Origin of the sequence: Streptomyces sp. NPDC089799, assembly GCF_040684755.1 — a bacterium.
Lineage (GTDB): Bacteria > Actinomycetota > Actinomycetes > Streptomycetales > Streptomycetaceae > Streptomyces.
This window is the reverse complement of sequence record NZ_JBFBGR010000030.1, coordinates 43,475-62,137: the sequence shown is the minus strand read 5'-3', so window position 1 is coordinate 62,137 and position 18,663 is coordinate 43,475. Positions and strand designations below refer to the sequence as shown.

The following is an 18,663-nucleotide window of genomic DNA, read 5'->3' as shown; positions in this document are numbered from 1 at the left end:
CGCCGGGACCGGCGCGTTCACCCGTGTGCCCCGATCGGTGCGTTCACGCCGATCGGGATCAACGGGTCCGCGATCAGTCCTGGTTCGCGCCCGCCGGGAGCTCGCGGAGCTTGAACTCACCCGTGCGCATACCGGTCTTCGCCGGCGGGAGGGTGTAGTCGAGCATCTTCTTGGCGTCGGCGTACCGGGTGTCCACCGTGGTGGCTGCCAGCACCACGCCGATCACGGACTTGCCGTCCCGGGTGGCCGAGAAGACCAGGCAGGGTCCGGCCGGGGTGTTGGTGCCGGTCTTGATGCCGTTGGCGCCGGCGTAGGAGCCGAGCAGGCGGTTGCTGTTGGCCCAGGTGTGGGTGTGCTGCTTGCCCGCGGCGTCCGTGACGGTGCCGCTGACACCCGTGGACTGCACGATGGCGCGGAACGTGCTGTTCTTCATCGCCTCGCGGGCCAGCTTCGCCAGGTCGCGCGGGGTGGTGTAGTTGTTCGCGCTGTTGTTGGCCGAGTTGCCGTCGAACGAGTCGAACTTGGTGTTCGTCAGCCCGAGAGCCTTCGCCTTGGTGTTCATCTGCGCGATGAAGTTCTTGGTGCGGTCGGCCCGGGTCGTGCCCTTGCCGAAGGTGTCGGCGAGGGCGTAGGCGGCGTCGCAGCCGGAGGGGGCCAGCGTGGCGTCCAGCAGGTCACCGACGCGGACCTTGTCGCCCGCGTGCAGGTAGGCGCTGCTGTAGGGGTTCTTGGTCACGTAGTCGACGTACGCCTGCTGGAACGTGACCTTGCGGTTCAGGTCGAGGCCCGACGTCGTCAGCACGACGTACGCAGTCATGATCTTGGTGGTGCTGGCCATCGGACGCTTGGTGTCCGCGGCCTTGGAGAACTTCGTGGCGCCGGTGCTGCTGTCCAGCACGAACGCGCCCTTGGCGGTGACCGTCGGGGCGGGAGCCGTGGCCGCACCGGCGGTTCCGGCCAGCGGCGTGGCGGCCAGCAGGGAGCCGGTGGCGGCGGTCACCAGCAGCGCCCGACGGGCGCGCGAGAAGCCGAATTTCAAGAGGGGTCCCCCGAGTTCGGGAAATTGGGACGATCACGTCCGGGCCCACGGGTGGAGTGGGCCCGGACGTGAGACGCACGGCGCACGCGAATGGATGTACGGAATCAGGTTTTCTTTTCCTTCGTGGCGGCCTTCCGTCAGGTCCGCGCCCGCAATGCCCGGTGTTGTACGGATTCCAGCGGGCCGCGGGTGAAGCGGCGCAGCCACAGCCAGGACCCGGTCGCCAGGACGGCGCAGACGGCTGCCCACAGCCCCATCACCCACCAGGGCCGGGCGTCCGCTTCCCAGCGGGTCGCCAGACCCAGGCCGAGCCCGTAACAGGCCAGCATGCAGAGCAGGTTCTGCAGGACGTAGCAGGACAGCGCGGTGCGGCCGACCGAGGACAGCGCGGTGGTGACCGGGGCGGGCACCCGGACGCGGTCCAGGACGCAGCCGATCAGCCCGATGTAGCCGAGGGAGACCAGTGGGGCCGCGGCGTACCGGCCCGGCAGGAAGAAGTCGTGGCCGGCGAGGGCGATGGCCAGGTTCAGCGGCAGGCCGATTCCGAGCCCGTACGCGGCGAGCCGGCTGCGGATGCGGCGGCCGGCCGGGCCGTCGGTGAAGGCGCCCGCGCGGTGCAGCCGTACGCCGAGCAGGAAGAGGAACAGCAGCAGCCCGAAGGAGAAGACCGGCTCCATGCGCAGGGCGAGGGCGTTCTGTGCGCGGAAGGCGATCTGCTCGGCCCAGCTGCCGTGGGCGTAGAGCTCGACGGCCCGGTCGGAGACCCGCGACGGCTCGTCCGGGCTGGTGGCCAGGCCGGCCGTGACCAGGCCGACCAGGGCCAGGTGCAGGCCGATGGCGGTCCACATGGCGATCCGCCGGGCGCGTTCGGAACGCGCCAGCAGCCGGGCCGTGAGCAGGGCGGCGACGGCGTACCCCATCAGCACGTCCCAGGCGAAGACCAGCAGGAAGTGCACGGTGCCCTCCAGGAAGAGGAAGGCGGCGCGCTTGCGGTAGGAACCCGGCCAGGGCAGGCCGCGGCGGGCGGCCGAGTCGTACTGGATGGCCAGACCGACCCCGAACAGGACGGTGAGCAGGGCGAGGAACTTGCCGTCGGCGAGGAAGCGGAAGACGAACTCGGCATCGACCCGCTCCGGCATGTCCAGCCCGCCCTGCAGTACGCCCCACTCCGAGCCCGGTGCGGCGAAGATCCAGACGTTGGTCATCAGGGTGCCGAGGATGGCGGCCCCGCGCAGCACGTCGAGCAGCGGGATCCGGCGGGCGGCGGCGGGGGCGGGGGCGGGGGCGAGGGGCTCTGCGGTGACCGCTGTGGTGCCTGCTGTGGTGTCCGACGCGATGTCCTGTGCGGTGTCCTGCGCGGTGTTCTGCGCGGGTGCGGAAGGGGTGTCAGCCATGTCTTCAGCGTCCCGGCGGGGCGGGCCCCGTTCGTCGTGCGGCCGGAGGAAAGCGGCGTACATCCTTCGATGCAGCGCGCCGGCCGGGCGCTCCACCCGCCCCGGCGTTCCACATGGCGGACGGCGGCCGGGTTGCACCCTTGTTGTATCTAAGCTGCGTCCATGCCATCCATCCCTTCGGCAGCGACCGCACCGAGCGCACCGGCCACCGCGACCACGAAGCAGCCGCCTGCCGCCGACCGCGTCTACCGGCACGTCAAGCAGGGCGTGCTCGACCGCCGCTACGAGGGCGGCACGCTGCTCACCGAGGGCGAGCTGGCCGAGGCCGTCGGGGTGTCCCGCACCCCGGTGCGCGAGGCACTGCTGCGGCTGGAGACCGAGGGACTGCTCAAGCTCTACCCGAAGAAGGGCGCGCTGGTGCTCCCCGTCTCCGCACAGGAGATCGCGGACGTCGTCGAGACGCGCCTGCTGGTGGAGGAGTTCACGGTCCTCCGTGCCGTACCGGCGCCGCCCGCGCTGCTCGACCGGCTGGCCGTACTGCTCGCGGAGCAGCGGCGGTGCGCGGAGAGCGGCGACCTCGCCGCGATGATGGTCGCGGACCGCTGCTTCCACGCCGAGATCGTCCGGCACGCCGGGAACCAGATCCTCTCCCGCCTCTACGACCAGCTGCGCGACCGCCAGCTGCGGATGGGCGTGGCACTGCTGCACGCGCACCCCGACCGGGTCGCCAGGTCCCTGGCCGAGCACGCGGAGATCCTGGACGCGCTGCGCGCCGGGGACCGGGACGCAGCGGCCGCCGCGGTGCGCGGGCACATCGGGCGGGTCGAGGCGCTGGTCCGCGGGGCGGAACGATGAGCGGGGCGGTGAGGGGTTCCGTGGACGGGGCGTCCGCCGGCGGGTTGTCCGCGGGCGGGTCGTCCGTGGGGGAGTCTCCCGGCGGCGCCACCGACCGCCCGTCGGCCGTCTCCCCCTCGACTCCGTCGGGTCCGCCGGCTCCGCCGGAGCCGCCCGGCGGGCGCCGGGCCGTGTTCGTCTGGTCGATCGGCGTCGCCGTCTACTTCGTGGCCGTGATCTTCCGCACCAGCCTGGGCGTGGCCGGCCTGGACGCCGCCGACCGCTTCCAGGTCAACGCCTCGGCGCTGGCCACCTTCTCCCTGCTCCAGCTGCTCGTCTACGCCGGCATGCAGATACCCGTCGGCCTGATGGTCGACCGGCTCGGCACCAAGCGGATCCTCACGCTCGGCGCGGTCCTCTTCACCGCGGGCCAGATCGGCTTCGCGCTCTCCCCTTCCTACGGGATGGCCCTCGCGGCCCGGGCCCTGCTCGGCTGCGGTGACGCGATGACCTTCATCTCCGTGCTCAGGCTCGGCACCCGCTGGTTCCCGGCCCGGCGCGGCCCGCTGATGGCCCAGCTGGCCGGGCTCGTCGGGATGGCCGGGAACCTGGTCTCCACCCTGGTCCTGGCGCCGGTGCTGCACGAGCTGGGCTGGGTGCCGGCCTTCGCGGGGAGCGCGGTGGCGGGCCTGGTCGTCCTGGTCCCGCTGGTGCTGTTCCTGCAGGACACCCCGGAGGGGCAGACGCCGAAGCCCGCGCCGAACCCGGCGCCGGCGGGCAGGAACACGGCGGACACCGACACCGCCACTGCCGCCGGTGTCGCCACCGCCACCCCCACCGCCGTCGGCCGCGGCTTCATACGCCACCAGATCGCCGAGTCCTGGCGGGAACCCGGGACCAGGCTCGGCCTGTGGGTGCACTTCACCACCCAGTTCCCGGCGATGGTCTTCCTGCTGCTGTGGGGAATGCCGTACCTGGTCGAGGCGCAGGGCATGTCCCGGTCCGCGGCCGGCGGCCTGCTCACCCTGATCGTCGCCTCGAACATGGGGTGGGGCCTGGTCTACGGACAGGTCGTGGCCCGCCGGGCCGCGTCCCGGATCCCCCTCGCGCTGGGCACGGTCGCCACCACGTCCGTGCTGTGGGCCGCGGTGATCCTGCACCCGGGCGGGCGGTCGCCGATGTGGCTGCTCGTGGTGCTGTGCGTGGTGCTCGGCACCTGCGGTCCGGCCTCGATGATCGGCTTCGACTTCGCCCGGCCGGCGAACCCGCCCGAGCGGCAGGGCACCGCGTCCGGCATCACCAACATGGGCGGCTTCCTCGCCTCGATGACCACGCTGCTGGCCGTCGGCGTACTGCTGGACGCCACCGGCCAGGACTACCGCACCGCGCTCTGCTCGGTGTTCGTCCTCCAGGCGCTGGGCGTGACCCGCATCCTGTCGCTGCGCGGCGCGGCCCTCCGACGGGAGCGCGATCGGGAGCGGGACCGCGACCGGGACCGGGACCGTGATCGGGAGCGGGAGCGGGAGCGGAACCGTGATCGGGACCGGGAACAGGAGTGGGAACGGGAACGCCGGCGGCCGTGAGCCCGAAGGGCCGGGACCGAGCCGCCACCCCTGCTACGGCGTGACCGCGAAGTTGGCCAGGATGGCCCCGGCCAGGTCCCGGTCGCCCTCCACTTTCACCCGGTCCGCGACCGCGGTGGCGCGGACGCGGCCCGCGGCCAGCCGTACGTACGTCTCCCAGTCCAGCACCAGCGTCACCGCCGGCCCCAGCGACGGCGTCCCGTCCACCGAGCCGCGGCCCTCCGCGTCGACCCGGACCGTCCGAAGGAACTCCGGTCCCGGTCCGTGCACGTCCACCACCACCGCCGAGTTCGCGGGCGCGCCCGCCCGCTTGGCCACCACCTTCGGCAGCCCGGCCAGCAGGATGTCGCGGGCCACCAGCGCGCCCGGCGAGTCCAGGTTCCCCGGCACGCCCAGCGCCGTCCGCAGGTCCTGCTCGTGCACCCACACGTCGAACGCCCGGAGCCGCAGCGCGTGCTCCAGGGTCACCTGCTCGCCCAGCGGTCCCCGCACCATCGTCTCCGGGGCGCGCTTCTCGTTCCGCAGCTGCCGGGACCGCCGGATGACCGTGTACTCCAGTTCGGAGGTCATCTCCGGTGCCGTGTGGTGCCGGCGCACGTCGACCTGCACCTCCATGTACCGGCTGAACTCGTCCACCACGTGCCGCAGGTCCCGCGGCAGGGTGTGGATCGGCCGCGGGTCGCCGAGCATCTCGCACTCGATCCCGATGACGTGCGACACCACGTCCCGCACCGACCAGCCGGGGCACGGCGTGGCCCGGTTCCACTCGCCCTCCGTCAACGGCGTGACCAGTTCGGATATTGCCTCGATGGAGTGGGTCCACGCGTCGGCATACGTCTGGAGGCTGGGATGCGGATGGACGGTCAACGGGACCCCTCGCGGCTGTTCAGTGGCGCAGTGGCGCGTTGTGGACTGCAGGTGGACGTGTGTCCCAAAGCTACGCTGCCCAGGAGCACACCGGCAGTGCTTTCGTGTGACGATCGTAGGCCCGAGTTGACGGCTTGAACGCCAGGACGGTGGTACCGTGCGCGCCTCCCTCATCCAAACCGCTGTGGACGATGCCGAGTCGGTGGTTTCACGCCGCCACCGGGTCGCAGGACTGGTCCGCGAGCAGAGCGGTTCCGACCTCGTCGTGCTGCCCGAGCTGTGGCCGGTCGGCGCCTTCGCCTACGAGCAGTTCGAGACCGAGGCGGAACCGCTGGACGGGCCGACGTACGCCGAACTGTCCGAGGCGGCGCGGGACGCCGGCGTGTGGCTGCACGCCGGGTCGATCGTGGAGCGCGCCGGCGACGGCCGGCTCTACAACACCGCGCTGGTGATCTCCCCGGCGGGCGAGCTGGCCGCGACCTACCGCAAGATCCACCGCTTCGGCTTCGACGAGGGCGAGGCGGTGCTGATGTCGGCGGGCGACTCGCTCACCACGGTGGAGCTCCCGGAGCAGACCCTGGGCCTGGCCACCTGCTACGACCTGCGCTTCCCGGAGCTCTTCCGCGGCCTGATCGACTCCGGCGCCACCACCCTGGTGGTCTCGGCGGGCTGGCCCGAGCGGCGGCGCGCCCACTGGACCCTGCTGAACCGGGCCCGCGCGGTCGAGGAGCAGGCGTACGTCCTGGCCTGCGGCACCGCCGGCACCCACGCGGGCGTACGCCAGGCCGGACACAGCCTGGTCGTCGACCCGTGGGGCGAGGTCATGGCCGAGGCCGGCCCGGACGAACAGGTCCTCACCGTGGACCTGGACCCGCGCAAGGTCGCGGAAACCCGCGCACAGTTCCCCGCCCTGAAGGACCGCATGCTCGGCATCCGCCCGGCCGGCGCCTGACCGGGCCTCGCGGGCGGGCTACCTCACTTGAGCTCGGAGGTGTCGAGCACGAGATCGAAGGGCGCGGGCAGCCGTACGGGGGTCCCGAACGGGTGCGGCCCGTCCTTGGCCTCATAACCGAGCTGTCCGGGCTCCGAGAACAGGGTGACCTCGCCCGCGATCCGGTCGACCAGCAGGTAGAGCGGGGCTCCGTACTCGGCGTACCGCTTGCGCTTGACGATGCGGTCGGTGTCAGCGTCCGACTCGGACGTGACCTCGACCACCAGCAGGGTCTGGGCGGGAAGGAGCGCGCCTCCACCTCGGGCCAGTTCTTCGGGCACGACGGCGATGTCCGGGACGAACCAGTTCCCTGAGTGGGGGAGGTCCAGGTTTCCCGAGCCCTCCACGCACTGGAGGGCATCGACCCTGTCCTCGATCTGCCGCCGGACGACGCGCGCCGTCCGCTCGTGGTCCCAGGTCGGCGTCATGAACGTGATGACCCCTTCGATGAGCTCGGCGCGGTCATCACCGGCAATGTGCTGGATGGCGTACTTCAATGCACGCTCGGGGTCGATCCCGTCGGTGTAGTCGTCCGTGTTCGCGTCGAATCTGCGGTGATGATCGCCAGGCTGGGCTGCGGTGGCCATCGGACAGCTCCTTCCGTCTTGTCACCACGCTCCCATGCCGATGGCCGTCGCGTGCCGGCCGACCGGCGGCCGTCACCCGTCCGGGTCGGGGCCGGGGGACGGGAGGGACAAGGGGCCCGGAACGACGGGATGGCAAGCTTGAAACATGAACGATGCTGCCCCGGCGCACACCCCCGCGCCCGAGCCCCGCCGACGTGCCCGTGTCCGTGCCCCCGAGCTGATCGGCAAGGGGGGCTGGCTGAACACCGGCGGCAAAGAGCTGACCCTCGCCGACCTGCGAGGTAAGTGCGTTGTTGTGGATTTCTGGACGTTTTGCTGCATCAACTGCCTGCACGTCCTCGACGAGCTGCGGGAGCTGGAGGAGAAGCACCGCGACACCGTCGTGATCGTCGGCGTGCACTCGCCGAAGTTCGTGCACGAGGCCGATCACCAGGCGGTCGTGGACGCCGTCGAACGGTACGAGGTGCACCACCCGGTGCTCGACGATCCCGAGCTCGCCACGTGGAAGCAGTACGCCGTGCGGGCCTGGCCCACGCTCGTCGTGATCGACCCCGAGGGGTACGTGGTCGCGCAGCACGCCGGCGAGGGGCACGCGCACGCCATCGCGCGGCTGGTCGAGGAGCTGGAGGCCGAGCACGGGGCCAAGGGGACGCTGCGGCGCGGGGACGGGCCGTACGTGGCGCCCGAGCCGGTGGCCACGCATCTGCGGTTCCCCGGCAAGGCCGTCCGGCTGCCGTCCGGGAACCTGCTGGTCAGCGACTCCACCCGGCACCAGCTGGTGGAGCTGGAGGCGGACGGGGAGACCGTCGTACGGCGGATCGGGGACGGGGAGTTCCGCGAGCCGCAGGGGCTGGCGCTGCTGCCCGACGGGAAGGTGGTCGTCGCCGACACCGTGCACCACGCGCTGTGCGTCTTCGACCCGGAGAGCGGTGCCGTCGAGCGGGTCGCCGGAACCGGGCGGCAGTGGTGGCAGGGGTCGCCGACCTCCGGGCCGGCCCTGGAGGTGGACCTGTCCTCGCCGTGGGACGTGGCCTGGTGGCAGGGCAGGGTGTGGATCGCGATGGCGGGCGTGCACCAGCTGTGGACGTACGACCCGGAGACGGGGACCGTCGGGGTCGCGGCCGGGACGACCAACGAGGGCCTGGTCGACGGGCCGGCCGCCGAGTCCTGGTTCGCGCAGCCGTCCGGGCTGGCCGCCGCCGGGGACCGGCTGTGGATCGCCGACTCCGAGACCTCCGCGCTGCGCTGGATCGACACCGACGGGGGCGTGCACACCGCGGTCGGCACCGGCCTGTTCGACTTCGGGCACCGCGACGGGGACGCCGCGCAGGCGCTGCTCCAGCACCCGCTCGGGGTGACCGCGCTCCCGGACGGATCGGTCGCGGTCTGCGACACGTACAACCACGCGCTGCGCCGGTTCGATCCGGCGACCGGGCAGGTCTCCACCCTGGCGACCGACCTCCGGGAGGCCGGCGACGCGGTGCTGGACGGGGACGACATCGTCGTCGTGGAGTCCGCCCGGCACCGGCTGACCCGGCTCCGGCTGCCCGAGGAGGCCGTACGCGTCGACGCCGTCGCGCACCGCACGCAGCGGGCGGCGACCGAGGTCGCGGGCGGGACGCTCCGGCTGGACGTGGTGTTCCACGCCCCGGCCGGGCAGAAGCTGGACGACCGCTACGGGCCGTCGACCCGGCTGCTGGTGTCCTCGACCCCGGCGGAGCTGCTGGCGGAGGGCGCGGGGGCGGGCACCGACCTGTTCCGCGACCTGGTGCTGGACCCGGCGGTCACGGAGGGGGTCCTGCACGTCTCGGCGATGGCCGCGTCCTGCGACGACGACCCGGAGAACGAGTACCCGGCCTGCCATGTGCACCAGCAGGACTGGGGAGTTCCGGTGACGGTCACCGCCGCCGGCACCGCCCGCCTCGCCCTCGTCCTCGCCGGCATGGACGAGACGGAGGCCGGGGGAGAGGCCGGGGGCGAGGGCTGATCCACCTGTGGCGCGTGTGGTCGCCTGGAGTCGCCCGTGGGCGGCCACGGGCGGCCCGGGGGTGCCCCCGGGCCGCCCGGCGTCCGTCAGTTCCTCGGTCTGGCGCGGTGCTCGTGCCAGGCCGTGAGGGCTTCGGTGCGGGTGCCCGAGGGGTGGGTGGCGTGCCAGTCCCGCAGGAAGCGGTTCAGTTCGAACTGGGCGCCGATCTCCTGCGGGCGGGCCGCCTCGGTGCGCGTCTCGCGCCAGTGGCGGGCGGCGTCGGCGAGGGAGCGGCCCGCGTTCTCGGCGATGTACGTCCGCATGAACGCGTCGAAGTGGAACGCCGGCCCGAGTTCCGTCAGGAACCAGGCGCGGAGCACCTGGCTGCACCGCTGGCCCTCGGGGATCACCGTGTTCCCGTCGACGGGGGCGGTGAGTTGGCGGGAGCCGCCCCGCCCGGCCCGGCCCCCGGCGGTCCGGGCCGGGGCCGGCGGCAGCGGGCGGCCGTCGAGGGCGGCGGCGAGGCGCTCCGTGAGGGCCGCCTTGCCACCGCCCGCGGGGACGCCCATCTCGCGGGCCAGCCCGGTGAGTTCCGCCAGGGTCCAGTACCAGCGCAGCAGCTCGGTCCCGGTCAGGGCCGGAGTGGGGGAGGGCCGTACGGGCTCCCGAACGGTCGGCCGATCGGGCACTTCTAGCCTTCCAAGAACGCGACGAGCGCGTTCGCCAGGAGGTACGGGTCCTCGGCACCGCACAGTTCGCGGGCGCTGTGCATCGAGAGGATCGCCACGCCGATGTCGACGGTCTGGATGCCGTGGCGGGCCGCGGTGATCGGGCCGATGGTGGTGCCGCAGGGCATGGAGTTGTTGGAGACGAAGGTCTGCCACGGCACGCCGGCCCGCTCGCAGGCCGCGGCGAACACGGCGCGGCCGCTGCCGTCGGTGGCGTAGCGCTGGTTGACGTTGACCTTGAGGATGGGGCCGCCGTTGGCGCGCGGGTGGTGGGTCGGGTCGTGCCGCTCACCGTAGTTGGGGTGGACCGCGTGGCCGGTGTCGGAGGAGAGGCAGACGGTGCCGGCGAAGGCGCGCGCGCGGTCCTCGTAGGAGCCGCCGCGGGAGTAGACGGATCGTTCCAGCACGTTGCCCAGGAGCGGGCCGTCCGCGCCGGTGTCGGACTGCGAGCCGTTCTCCTCGTGGTCGAAGGCGGCCAGGACCGGGATGTACGGGAGCTTCTCGGCGGTGCCGCCGGTGGAGGCGACCGCGGCGAGGGCGGCCACGCCCGCGTGCACCGACAGCAGGTTGTCCATGCGCGGTCCGGCGAGCAGTTCGCGGTCGCGGCCGAGGTACGCGGGCGGCTCGACCGAGTGGACCATCAGGTCCCAGCCGGCCACCGACCCGGCCGCCAGGTCCTCTTCCTCCTCCAGGAAGGCGATCAGGTCGCCCTCCTGCACGTCGCCCAGCCCCCAGATCGGCTGCATGTGCCGCTGCTTGTCGAGCTTCAGGCCGTCGGTGTTCACCGACCGGTCGAGGTGGACGGCGAGTTGGGGGACGCGCAGCAGCGGCCGGTCGATGTTGACCAGGCGTTCGGTGCCGTCGGTCAGGGTGAGCCGGCCCGCCAGGCCCAGGTCCCGGTCCAGCCAGGTGTTGAGGAGCGTCCCGCCGTAGATCTCGACCGCGATCTGCCGCCAGCCCTGGGAGCCGGTGTCCGGGACCGGCTTGACCCGCAGGTTCGGGGAGTCGGTGTGCGCCCCGATGATCCGGAACGGGGTGTGCGCGGCCGAGCCCTCCGGCACGTACCAGGCGATGATGGCTCCGCCGCGGAGCACGAACCTGCCGCCCGCTCCCGAGTCCCAGGCGTCCGTCTCCGACAGCTGCCTGAAGCCCGCCTTCTCCAGCCGCTCGGCAGCGTTGGCCACGGCGTGGTACGGCGAGGGGCTCGCCGCCAGGAAGGTCATCAGATCGTCGGTGTGGCCGCGGTCGAAGCGGGCGGGAGAGCTCATGTGGTTCACCTTAACGACGGTCGTGTTCGTCTTGGCCGGACTGCGGCGGATGGCCGAAGAGTTGGGATTCGGGTGGTGGTGAACGCCGTCCCGGTTCGGTCAGCCCGGCGGTCGCTCGAAACGACGCAGCAGGCCGCGCCGCTCCCCCCGGCGGATGCGGGGGAGCATCTCGGGGGTCTGCGGTGACCGCTGCGCACGTCTTCTGCGCCCGGCGCAGAAGATACAGGCTTCCCCGGGCGGGGCATCGGGGTCGATCGGTGCGCCGGGGTGCTCGGCACATCCGGAGGCGTTGCGGGGACGGGACAGCTCCCGGGCGACGATGAAGGCGCGGTGGAGGTCGTCGGCGATCCGCACGAACTCCGCGTCGGGCGAGGAGATGCTCAGGTGGAAGCGGCTGTCCTCGATTCCCTGGAGGTGCCGGCGGAGCACGGCGAGGGTGTACGGGCCCGGCGGCACCGGGTATCCGAGCCGTCGCTGCTCGGGGGCCGGAGTGCCGGCCCGGACGCCCTGGGAGCGCTGCCCGAGCCGGCGCCGGTCGTTGCAGAGCAGGCAGCGTCCCCAGCCCTCGGGCGCCTCGGGGTCCAGGGCGCCGTTGGGGTGCTCGGTGCAGCCCGTGTAGCTCTTGGCGGGGGCCAGCCCGGCGGCGGTCTGGAACGCCGCGTACAGCGCGTCGGCCACGCCCTCGTACTCGCTCGGGTGCGCTCCGTCGTACAGGTCCCGGGCCTGGTCGCCGAGGGCGCCCAGGCCCGCCTGGAGCTCCTTGAGGGCGTACGGGCGGCCGGTCGGGACGGAGTATCCCCGGCTGTGCTGCTGCTCCTGTGGACTCATACGTCCGAGCGTCCCATGGATGACTGACAACCGTGACCGGCCGGCCCCGTGACCTGCATCGCGGCCGGCCCGACCCGACACCTGCGCCGCGACCGACGGCTGTGGCCGGGCCCCCGCTGTGTCAGGGATCCGGCCACGGCCTCGTACGCGTACGGCCTCGTACGTCGTCCGATCGCTTGGAAGGTCGCTTAGAAGACGGCCTCGTCGAGCTCCATCAGCGAGTTGTCGACGGCCTCGGCGAGCTGCCGCGCGACCGAGACGCCCGGCAGGACCTGGGAGGCGTAGAACCTCGCCGCCGCGATCTTGCCCTGGTAGAACGCCACGTCCTTGCCGGCGGCGCCGGCCGCGATCTTCTCGTTCGCCACGGCGGCACCGCGGAGCAGCAGGTAGCCGATCACCACGTCGCCGGAGGCCATCAGCAGGCGGGTGGTGTTCTGGCCGACCTTGTAGATGTTCTTGACGTCCTCGCCGGTGGCGGTGAGGTCGGTGATCATCTGGCCGACGATGGCCTCCAGGTCCACGGCGGCCTTGGCCAGCGCGTCGCGGGCGCCGGACAGCTCCTCGCCGACCTCGGCGGTGGCGAGGAACTTCTTGATCTCCTCGGAGAGGAGGTTCAGGGAGGCGCCCTGGTCACGGACGATCTTCCGGAAGAAGAAGTCCTGGCCCTGGATGGCGGTGGTGCCCTCGTACAGGGTGTCGATCTTGGAGTCGCGGATGTACTGCTCGATCGGGTACTCCTGCAGGTAGCCGGAGCCGCCGAAGATCTGCAGGGACTCGGAGAGCAGCGCGTAGGACTTCTCCGAGCCGTAGCCCTTCACGATCGGCAGGAGCAGGTCGTTCAGGCCGATCTCGGCGGAGGCGTCCTCGCCGTTCGCCTCCTTGACCGCGATGGCGTCCTGGACGGCCGCGGTGTAGAGCACCAGCGAGCGCATGCCCTCGGCGTACGCCTTCTGCGTCATCAGCGAGCGGCGGACGTCGGGGTGGTGCGTGATGGTGACCTTGGGCGCGGTCTTGTCCATGAAGTTCGCCAGGTCCGGGCCCTGCACGCGCTCCTTGGCGTACTCCAGCGCGTTCAGGTAGCCGGTGGAGAGCGTCGCGATGGCCTTCGTGCCGACCATCATGCGGGCGAACTCGATGATCATGAACATCTGGCGGATGCCGTCGTGCTTGTCGCCGATCAGCCAGCCCTTGGCGGGGTGCTGGTCGCCGAAGGTCATCTCGCAGGTGTTGGAGGCCTTGAGGCCCATCTTGTGCTCGACGTTCGTCGCGTAGACGCCGTTGCGCTCGCCCAGCTCGCCGGTCTCCCAGTCGAAGTGGAACTTCGGGACGAGGAAGAGGGACAGGCCCTTGGTGCCGGGGCCGTGGCCCTCGGGGCGGGCGAGGACGTAGTGGAGGATGTTCTCCTCCATGTCGTGCTCACCGGAGGTGATGAAGCGCTTCACGCCCTCGATGTGCCAGGAGCCGTCCTCCTGCTGCACGGCCTTGGTGCGGCCGGCGCCGACGTCCGAGCCCGCGTCCGGCTCGGTGAGGACCATGGTGGAGCCCCAGCGCTTCTCGACCGCGATCTGCGCGACCTTCTTCTGCGCCTCGTTGCCCTCGGCGTGGAGGATGCCGGCGAACGCCGGGCCGGAGGAGTACATCCAGACGGCCGGGTTCGAGCCGAGCAGCAGCTCCGCGTAGGCCCAGATCAGGGAGCGGGGCGAGGTGGTGCCGCCGATCTCCTCCGGCAGGCCCAGGCGCCAGTACTCCGAGTCCATGAAGGCCTCGTAGGACTTCTTGAAGGAGGCCGGGACCGGGGCGGTGTTGGTCTCCGGGTCGAAGACCGGCGGGGTGCGGTCGGCGTCCGCGAAGGACTCGGCCAGCTCGTTCTCGGCGAGGCGGGCGATCTCGGAGAGGATGCTCTTCGCGGTCTCCGCGTCCATCTCCTCGAACGGGCCGGTGCCGTACAGCTTGTCGCGGCCGAGCACCTCGAAGAGGTTGAACTCGATGTCGCGGAGATTCGACTTGTAGTGCCCCATGGCGACGGCTCCGTTAAGCGCTCGGGAGACAGGTTCCTCGTACGTACCAATCGGTAACCTCATTTTGCTACCCACCGGTAATAAGAATCAACCCCTGCCTGTGGACTGTGACCAGCATCGCCAGGCGCTGTCGGTAGTCTTTGACCATGTACGGCTACGACCAGCAGCAGCAGTACGCCACCCCGCAGCAGCAGATGCCGGGCGGGTACGCCGAGCAGCCGCTCTACCCCGAGCCCTCGCCGCCGTCACTGGCCGACGCGGTCCGGGCCTTCACCACGGGCTCGCTGTCCGCCGAGGACTTCCAGCAGATCTTCGCGTCCTCCCGGGTGTTCTGCCCGCGCGGGGACACTCCGGGCTTCCTGGCGCTGCACAACACCCAGCAGCCGGTGATCCCGATGTTCAGCACGCTCAAGGAGCTGCGCCGGTACGCCGGCAAGGAGTCGAAGTACTTCGTCATCACCGGCGCCGAGGTCATCGACCTGCTGCCGACGGGGTACGGCTTCGTGCTGGACATGGAGGGCGACCACCGCATGGTCTTCGACGCGAAGGCCGTGGAGCAGATGGTCGACTACGCCATGCGCCGCATGTACGGCTAGACGCCGCGGGTACGGCCGGCCGCCGCGGGCCGGACTCCGGGAGGGGCGGGGAGTTGCTCAGGGTGCACTTCGGCGCGGAGGACCTGCTCGACGTCAGGTTCGCCGCCGAACCGCTGCCGCTGGTCGAGCTGTGCCTCGCCCTGGCGGCCTGGCAGCGCACCGACCGGCCCGGGGTGTTCGCCCGCTGGCGCCGGCAGGTGGCGCGCGAGCTGCCGTCCGACGCCCGTCCGCTGCTGCACCTGCTGCGCCCCGACGGGGACAACCCCGCCTTCGTCGAGCCGCCCGTACCGGACCTCGACGCCGCCCTGGACGCCGTACGCGAGGGCGGGCGGCAGCTGCCGTACGAGGACCTCGTGCGCGCCGCGTCCCGCACCCGGGGCGGGGCGGATCCCGGTGGCTGGCTGCGCGGCCTGTGGGAGCAGGACCGCGAGGCGTGGGCGCTGCTGGACCGGTCGCTCCGCTCGGCGCACGCGGCCCTCATAGCGCCGCGCTGGCGCGAGATACGGCAGTCCTTCCGGGCCGACGTGGCCTGGCGGGCCCGGATGCTGGCCGGGCACGGCATCAAGGCGGCCCTGGCCGGCACCCACCCCGGCGCCCGCTGGTCCGGCACCACCCTGGCGGTGCCCGGCCCACCGGACTTCGAGACCCGGCTCGGCGGGCGCGGACTGACCCTGATGCCCTCGGCGTTCTGGACCGGCCGCCCGTTGCTGGCGCCCCGGCCGGACGGCTCCCACCTGCTGGTCTACCCGGCGCTGACCCCGCTGCCGCTGGTCGCCCCGGCCGGGGCGGACGGCTCGCTGGACGCCCTGCTGGGGCGGACCAGGGCGGCCGTCCTGCAGCTGCTGACCGACCGGCGCACCACCAGCGAGGTCGCCCGCGACCTGGGCATCTCCCTGCCCTCGGTGTCCGAGCACACCCGCACCCTGCGCGCGGCCGGTCTGATCACCACCGAGCGGGACGGCAAGGCGGTGCTGCACGCGGCGACCGGCCTGGGCATGGACCTGCTGCGCAGCGGAGGCTGACCGGACGCTCCCCCGGCGGCCTTTCGGCGACCGCCGAAACCATCGCGGCCCGGGGCGCTCCGGCCGCAGTCTGGGTGCCGTAGGCGGTGGCGGGGGGCCGGGCCGGGTACGGGGGTCCCGGCCCGGCTCCCCGCCGGCCGCTGTCTCCCGGCCGCCGCCGAGCCGCTATCCCCCGGCCGCCGGGGCGGTGCCGCGGTGGGTCCACGCCCCGTACGCGCACCAGGCCGCCGCCGCGGCCACGACCGCGGCGGCGCCGGCTGCCAGCAGCGGGGTGCCGGGGCGGAAGCCCAGCGCCAGCCGGGTGCCGATCACGACCAGGATCAACAGGACCCGCCCGGGGGCGTAGAGCGCGATGCGGGCGGCGGTCGCCCGCAGCACCGTGCCGGCCGCCAGGCCGGTGGCCGCGCAGACGGCGAGCAGCGGCAGGACGGGGCCGGGGGCCAGCTTCGGGATGCCGAATTCCTCCGGTCCGAGCCGGAAGGCCGACATGGTGAAGCCGCCGAGGACGGCGAGCCCGGTCAGGGCCGCCACCCACAGCGCGTGCCGCCAGAGGGGGCCGCGGCGCGGTTCGCCGCCGTCCTCGTCCGGGGTGTCCGTGAAGTCGAGGAAGTCCAACATGATCGGTAGGACGCGTGCCGGGCGGGTGAGGTTGGGTCCCGGGGAATGTCCCCGGGACCTCTTCTGTTCCGGGGGTGTGGCAGAAAGTTCGAGTTTCAACTAAACTCGACGCAGAAGGAGGTCCGACCATGCCTGCTGTGACCGTGGAGAACCCGTTGACGCTCCCGCGCGTCGCCGAACCCCAGACGGCCGTGCCGCGCAAGGTGCTCGCCGTGACGACCGCGCCCGCCGGGTTCGAGGGCGAGGGATTCCCGGTGCGCCGGGCCTTCGCCGGGATCAACTACCAGTACCTCGACCCGTTCATCATGATGGACCAGATGGGCGAGGTGGAGTACGCGCCGGGCGAGCCCAAGGGCACGCCGTGGCACCCGCACCGGGGCTTCGAGACGGTCACGTACCTGATCGACGGCACCTTCGTGCACCAGGACTCCAACGGCGGCGGCGGCGTCATCAACGGCGGCGACACGCAGTGGATGACCGCGGGCGCCGGCCTGCTGCACATCGAGGCCCCGCCGGAGGCCCTGGTCGTGTCCGGCGGCCTGTTCCACGGCCTCCAGCTGTGGGTGAACCTGCCGGCCTCCGACAAGATGATGCCCCCGCGCTACCAGGACATCGGCGGCGGCCGGGTCCAGCTGCTCAGCACCCCCGACGGCGGCGCGCTGCTCCGCGTGATCGCCGGCGAGCTGGACGGGCACCACGGCCCCGGCATCACCCACACGCCGATCACGATGATCCACGCGACCGTCACCCCGGGCGCGCAGATCACCCTGCCCTGGCGGGAGGACTTCAACGGACTCGCGTACGTCCTGGCCGGGCGCGGCTCGGTCGGCGCCGAGCGGCGGCCGGTGCACACCGGCCAGACCGCCGTCTTCGGCGAGGGCGGCTCGCTGACCGTACGGGCGGACGAGTCGCAGGACTCCCACACCCCCGCCCTCGAAGTGGTGCTGCTGGGCGGCCGCCCGATCCGGGAGCCGATGGCGCACTACGGGCCGTTCGTGATGAACAGCCAGGCCGAACTCCAGCAGGCCTTCGAGGACTTCCAGGCCGGCCGGCTGGGCCGGATCCCGACCACCGAGCGGACCGGACTGGGCCACCGCGGAACCGGCGAGGCCGAGTCCGAGAACGAGTGACAGGCGGCGGGTGACGGGTACGGGTGAACGGTGACAGGTGACGGGCGGGGCCGGGGGACACCCCCGGCCCCGTGCCGTCAGACCTGCGGTGCGGGCTCGGGCTCGGTCCCGGCATCGGTCCCGGGCTCGGTCCCGGGTCCGGACTGCGGGCGGGCGTAGCGGGCCCGGAGTTCCGACAGGACGCCGAAGGCCGCGGCCGTCAGCGGTACGGCGAGCAGCATGCCCAGGATCCCGGCGATGCTGGCCCCCGCGGTGATCGTGAGCATCACCGCGGCCGGGTGCATCTGCACGGTCCGGCTCTGGACGACCGGCTGCAGTATGTTCCCCTCGATGACCTGCACGGCCAGGACCACGCCCAGCGCCCACAGGCCGACCGTCCAGCCGCCGTCGGCGAAGGCCACCAGGACCGCGACCGCGCCGGAGAGGAAGGCGCCGAGGTAGGGGATGTACGCGGTCACGAAGACCAGCGCGCCCAGGCCGACCGCTCCGGGCACCCTGAGCACGAGCAGGCCCGCCGTGATGAGGACGGCGTCGATCAGCGCGATGAAGGTCGTGCCGCGCATGAAGCCCTCGACGGCCTCGTAGGCCCGGCGGCCCATCGCCTCGATCATGTCCCCGGAGTGGCTGGGCACCATGGAGCGCAGGGTCCCGGCGGCCCGGTGCGAGTCGCGCAGGAAGAAGAACACCAGCACCATCGCCAGCAGCGCCGTCGCGAACATCTGGCCGACCACGCTCAGCCCGGTGATCACGCCCGAGGCGGCGGTGCCGCCGAACTTCGAGAGCAGGTCACGGGAGTTCTTCGCGAGGTCCTCCAGGGAGGTGCCGGCCGCCCCGAAGTGCTCGGCGATGTCCCGGCCGGCCTTGCGCAGCGAGTCCACGATCTCGTCGCCCGTCTGCACCAGGGCCACACCCACGGCGTACGCGGCGCCGCCGACCAGGGCGACGACGGCCAGGCAGGTCAGCGCGGCGGCGAGGGAACGGTTCACCCGCATCCGGATCAGCCGCCGGTGCATCGGGCCGAGCAGGGCCGTGCCGAGCAGCGCGAGCAGCGCGGGCGTGACGGCGGCCTTGAAGACGACGCACAGCCAGATCAGCACCGCCGCCACGCCGGTGACGAGGAGGAAGACGGCGCACCAGGCGGCGAGCCGCCGGACCGGTTCGGGGAGGAGGGAGATCGACACGGCGTCATCCAAC

The 18,663-nt window shown here is 72.4% G+C and carries 17 protein-coding genes; 7 read left to right on the top strand and 10 right to left on the bottom strand.

Translation table 11 applies throughout. The annotated features are described in order from the left end of the window. Positions 1–73 precede the first annotated feature (73 nt). Together AB0O36_RS27875 and AB0O36_RS27870 are read right to left on the bottom strand one after the other, a co-directional pair. Positions 74–1,039 (bottom strand): serine hydrolase, encoded by a 966-nt coding sequence (locus tag AB0O36_RS27875; protein WP_365114963.1) that lies wholly within the window; start codon positions 1,037–1,039, stop codon positions 74–76. Positions 1,040–1,176: 137 nt separating this feature from the next. Next, complete coding sequence (locus AB0O36_RS27870) at positions 1,177–2,496, bottom strand: DUF418 domain-containing protein (protein ID WP_365114961.1); 1,320 nt, start codon at positions 2,494–2,496, stop codon at positions 1,177–1,179. Positions 2,497–2,595: 99 nt separating this feature from the next. On the opposite strand from AB0O36_RS27870, the gene AB0O36_RS27865 reads away from it, so the two are divergent. Both AB0O36_RS27865 and AB0O36_RS27860 read left to right on the top strand, forming a co-directional pair. Continuing rightward, complete coding sequence (locus tag AB0O36_RS27865; RefSeq protein ID WP_365114959.1) at positions 2,596–3,288, top strand: GntR family transcriptional regulator; 693 nt, start codon at positions 2,596–2,598, stop codon at positions 3,286–3,288. Positions 3,289–3,458: 170 nt separating this feature from the next. After that, positions 3,459–4,850, top strand: coding sequence for an MFS transporter (locus AB0O36_RS27860; protein WP_365115011.1), 1,392 nt, complete (start codon positions 3,459–3,461; stop codon positions 4,848–4,850). 33 nt (positions 4,851–4,883) lie between these two features. On the opposite strand, the gene AB0O36_RS27855 is transcribed toward AB0O36_RS27860, so the two are convergent. After that, positions 4,884–5,717 (bottom strand): maleylpyruvate isomerase family mycothiol-dependent enzyme, encoded by an 834-nt coding sequence (locus AB0O36_RS27855; RefSeq protein ID WP_365114957.1) that lies wholly within the window; start codon positions 5,715–5,717, stop codon positions 4,884–4,886. Positions 5,718–5,874: 157 nt separating this feature from the next. Here AB0O36_RS27855 and AB0O36_RS27850 point away from each other — a divergent pair, with 157 nt between their 5' ends. Further along, the gene (locus tag AB0O36_RS27850; protein ID WP_365114955.1) at positions 5,875–6,669 is read left to right on the top strand and encodes a carbon-nitrogen family hydrolase; all 795 of its coding nucleotides are present in this window, start codon (positions 5,875–5,877) and stop codon (positions 6,667–6,669) included. A 23-nt stretch (positions 6,670–6,692) separates the two neighbouring features. Here AB0O36_RS27850 and AB0O36_RS27845 read toward each other — a convergent pair whose 3' ends face one another. Next, on the bottom strand, positions 6,693–7,295 hold the full coding sequence (locus tag AB0O36_RS27845) for a Uma2 family endonuclease (RefSeq protein ID WP_365114953.1): 603 nt from the start codon (positions 7,293–7,295) through the stop codon (positions 6,693–6,695). A gap of 145 nt (positions 7,296–7,440) precedes the next feature. Here AB0O36_RS27845 and AB0O36_RS27840 point away from each other — a divergent pair, with 145 nt between their 5' ends. Then, the gene (locus AB0O36_RS27840) at positions 7,441–9,282 is read left to right on the top strand and encodes an NHL domain-containing thioredoxin family protein (protein WP_365114952.1); all 1,842 of its coding nucleotides are present in this window, start codon (positions 7,441–7,443) and stop codon (positions 9,280–9,282) included. Positions 9,283–9,368: 86 nt separating this feature from the next. Here AB0O36_RS27840 and AB0O36_RS27835 read toward each other — a convergent pair whose 3' ends face one another. The 4 genes from AB0O36_RS27835 to AB0O36_RS27820 all read right to left on the bottom strand — a co-directional run bounded on the left by AB0O36_RS27835 (position 9,369) and on the right by AB0O36_RS27820 (position 14,103). After that, entirely contained in the window at positions 9,369–9,950 is a 582-nt protein-coding gene (locus AB0O36_RS27835; RefSeq protein ID WP_365114951.1) for a DUF6434 domain-containing protein, read from the bottom strand. 2 nt (positions 9,951–9,952) lie between these two features. Beyond that, on the bottom strand, positions 9,953–11,257 hold the full coding sequence (locus tag AB0O36_RS27830; protein ID WP_365114950.1) for a M18 family aminopeptidase: 1,305 nt from the start codon (positions 11,255–11,257) through the stop codon (positions 9,953–9,955). A 99-nt stretch (positions 11,258–11,356) separates the two neighbouring features. After that, positions 11,357–12,085: a hypothetical protein gene (locus AB0O36_RS27825; RefSeq protein ID WP_365114949.1), complete on the bottom strand. Its 729-nt coding sequence runs from the start codon at positions 12,083–12,085 to the stop codon at positions 11,357–11,359. 188 nt (positions 12,086–12,273) lie between these two features. Then, positions 12,274–14,103, bottom strand: a complete 1,830-nt coding sequence (locus AB0O36_RS27820) for an acyl-CoA dehydrogenase (protein ID WP_365114948.1) — start codon at positions 14,101–14,103, stop codon at positions 12,274–12,276. Positions 14,104–14,249: 146 nt separating this feature from the next. Between AB0O36_RS27820 and AB0O36_RS27815 the strand changes: the two genes are divergently transcribed. Both AB0O36_RS27815 and AB0O36_RS27810 read left to right on the top strand, forming a co-directional pair. Continuing rightward, a complete protein-coding gene (locus AB0O36_RS27815; protein WP_365114947.1) occupies positions 14,250–14,699 on the top strand; it encodes an SseB family protein in 450 nt (149 codons plus the stop codon). Between the two features lie 62 nt (positions 14,700–14,761). After that, complete coding sequence (locus tag AB0O36_RS27810) at positions 14,762–15,721, top strand: helix-turn-helix domain-containing protein (protein ID WP_365115010.1); 960 nt, start codon at positions 14,762–14,764, stop codon at positions 15,719–15,721. 165 nt (positions 15,722–15,886) lie between these two features. Here AB0O36_RS27810 and AB0O36_RS27805 read toward each other — a convergent pair whose 3' ends face one another. Further along, the gene (locus AB0O36_RS27805; RefSeq protein WP_365114946.1) at positions 15,887–16,339 is read right to left on the bottom strand and encodes a hypothetical protein; all 453 of its coding nucleotides are present in this window, start codon (positions 16,337–16,339) and stop codon (positions 15,887–15,889) included. A 128-nt stretch (positions 16,340–16,467) separates the two neighbouring features. Between AB0O36_RS27805 and AB0O36_RS27800 the strand changes: the two genes are divergently transcribed. Then, positions 16,468–17,469, top strand: a complete 1,002-nt coding sequence (locus tag AB0O36_RS27800; RefSeq protein WP_365114945.1) for a pirin family protein — start codon at positions 16,468–16,470, stop codon at positions 17,467–17,469. A 77-nt stretch (positions 17,470–17,546) separates the two neighbouring features. On the opposite strand, the gene AB0O36_RS27795 is transcribed toward AB0O36_RS27800, so the two are convergent. Next, positions 17,547–18,644 carry an AI-2E family transporter gene (locus AB0O36_RS27795; RefSeq protein WP_365115009.1) on the bottom strand — a complete coding sequence of 366 codons (1,098 nt, stop codon included), beginning with the start codon at positions 18,642–18,644 and terminating at the stop codon, positions 17,547–17,549. Positions 18,645–18,663: the final 19 nt, after the last annotated feature.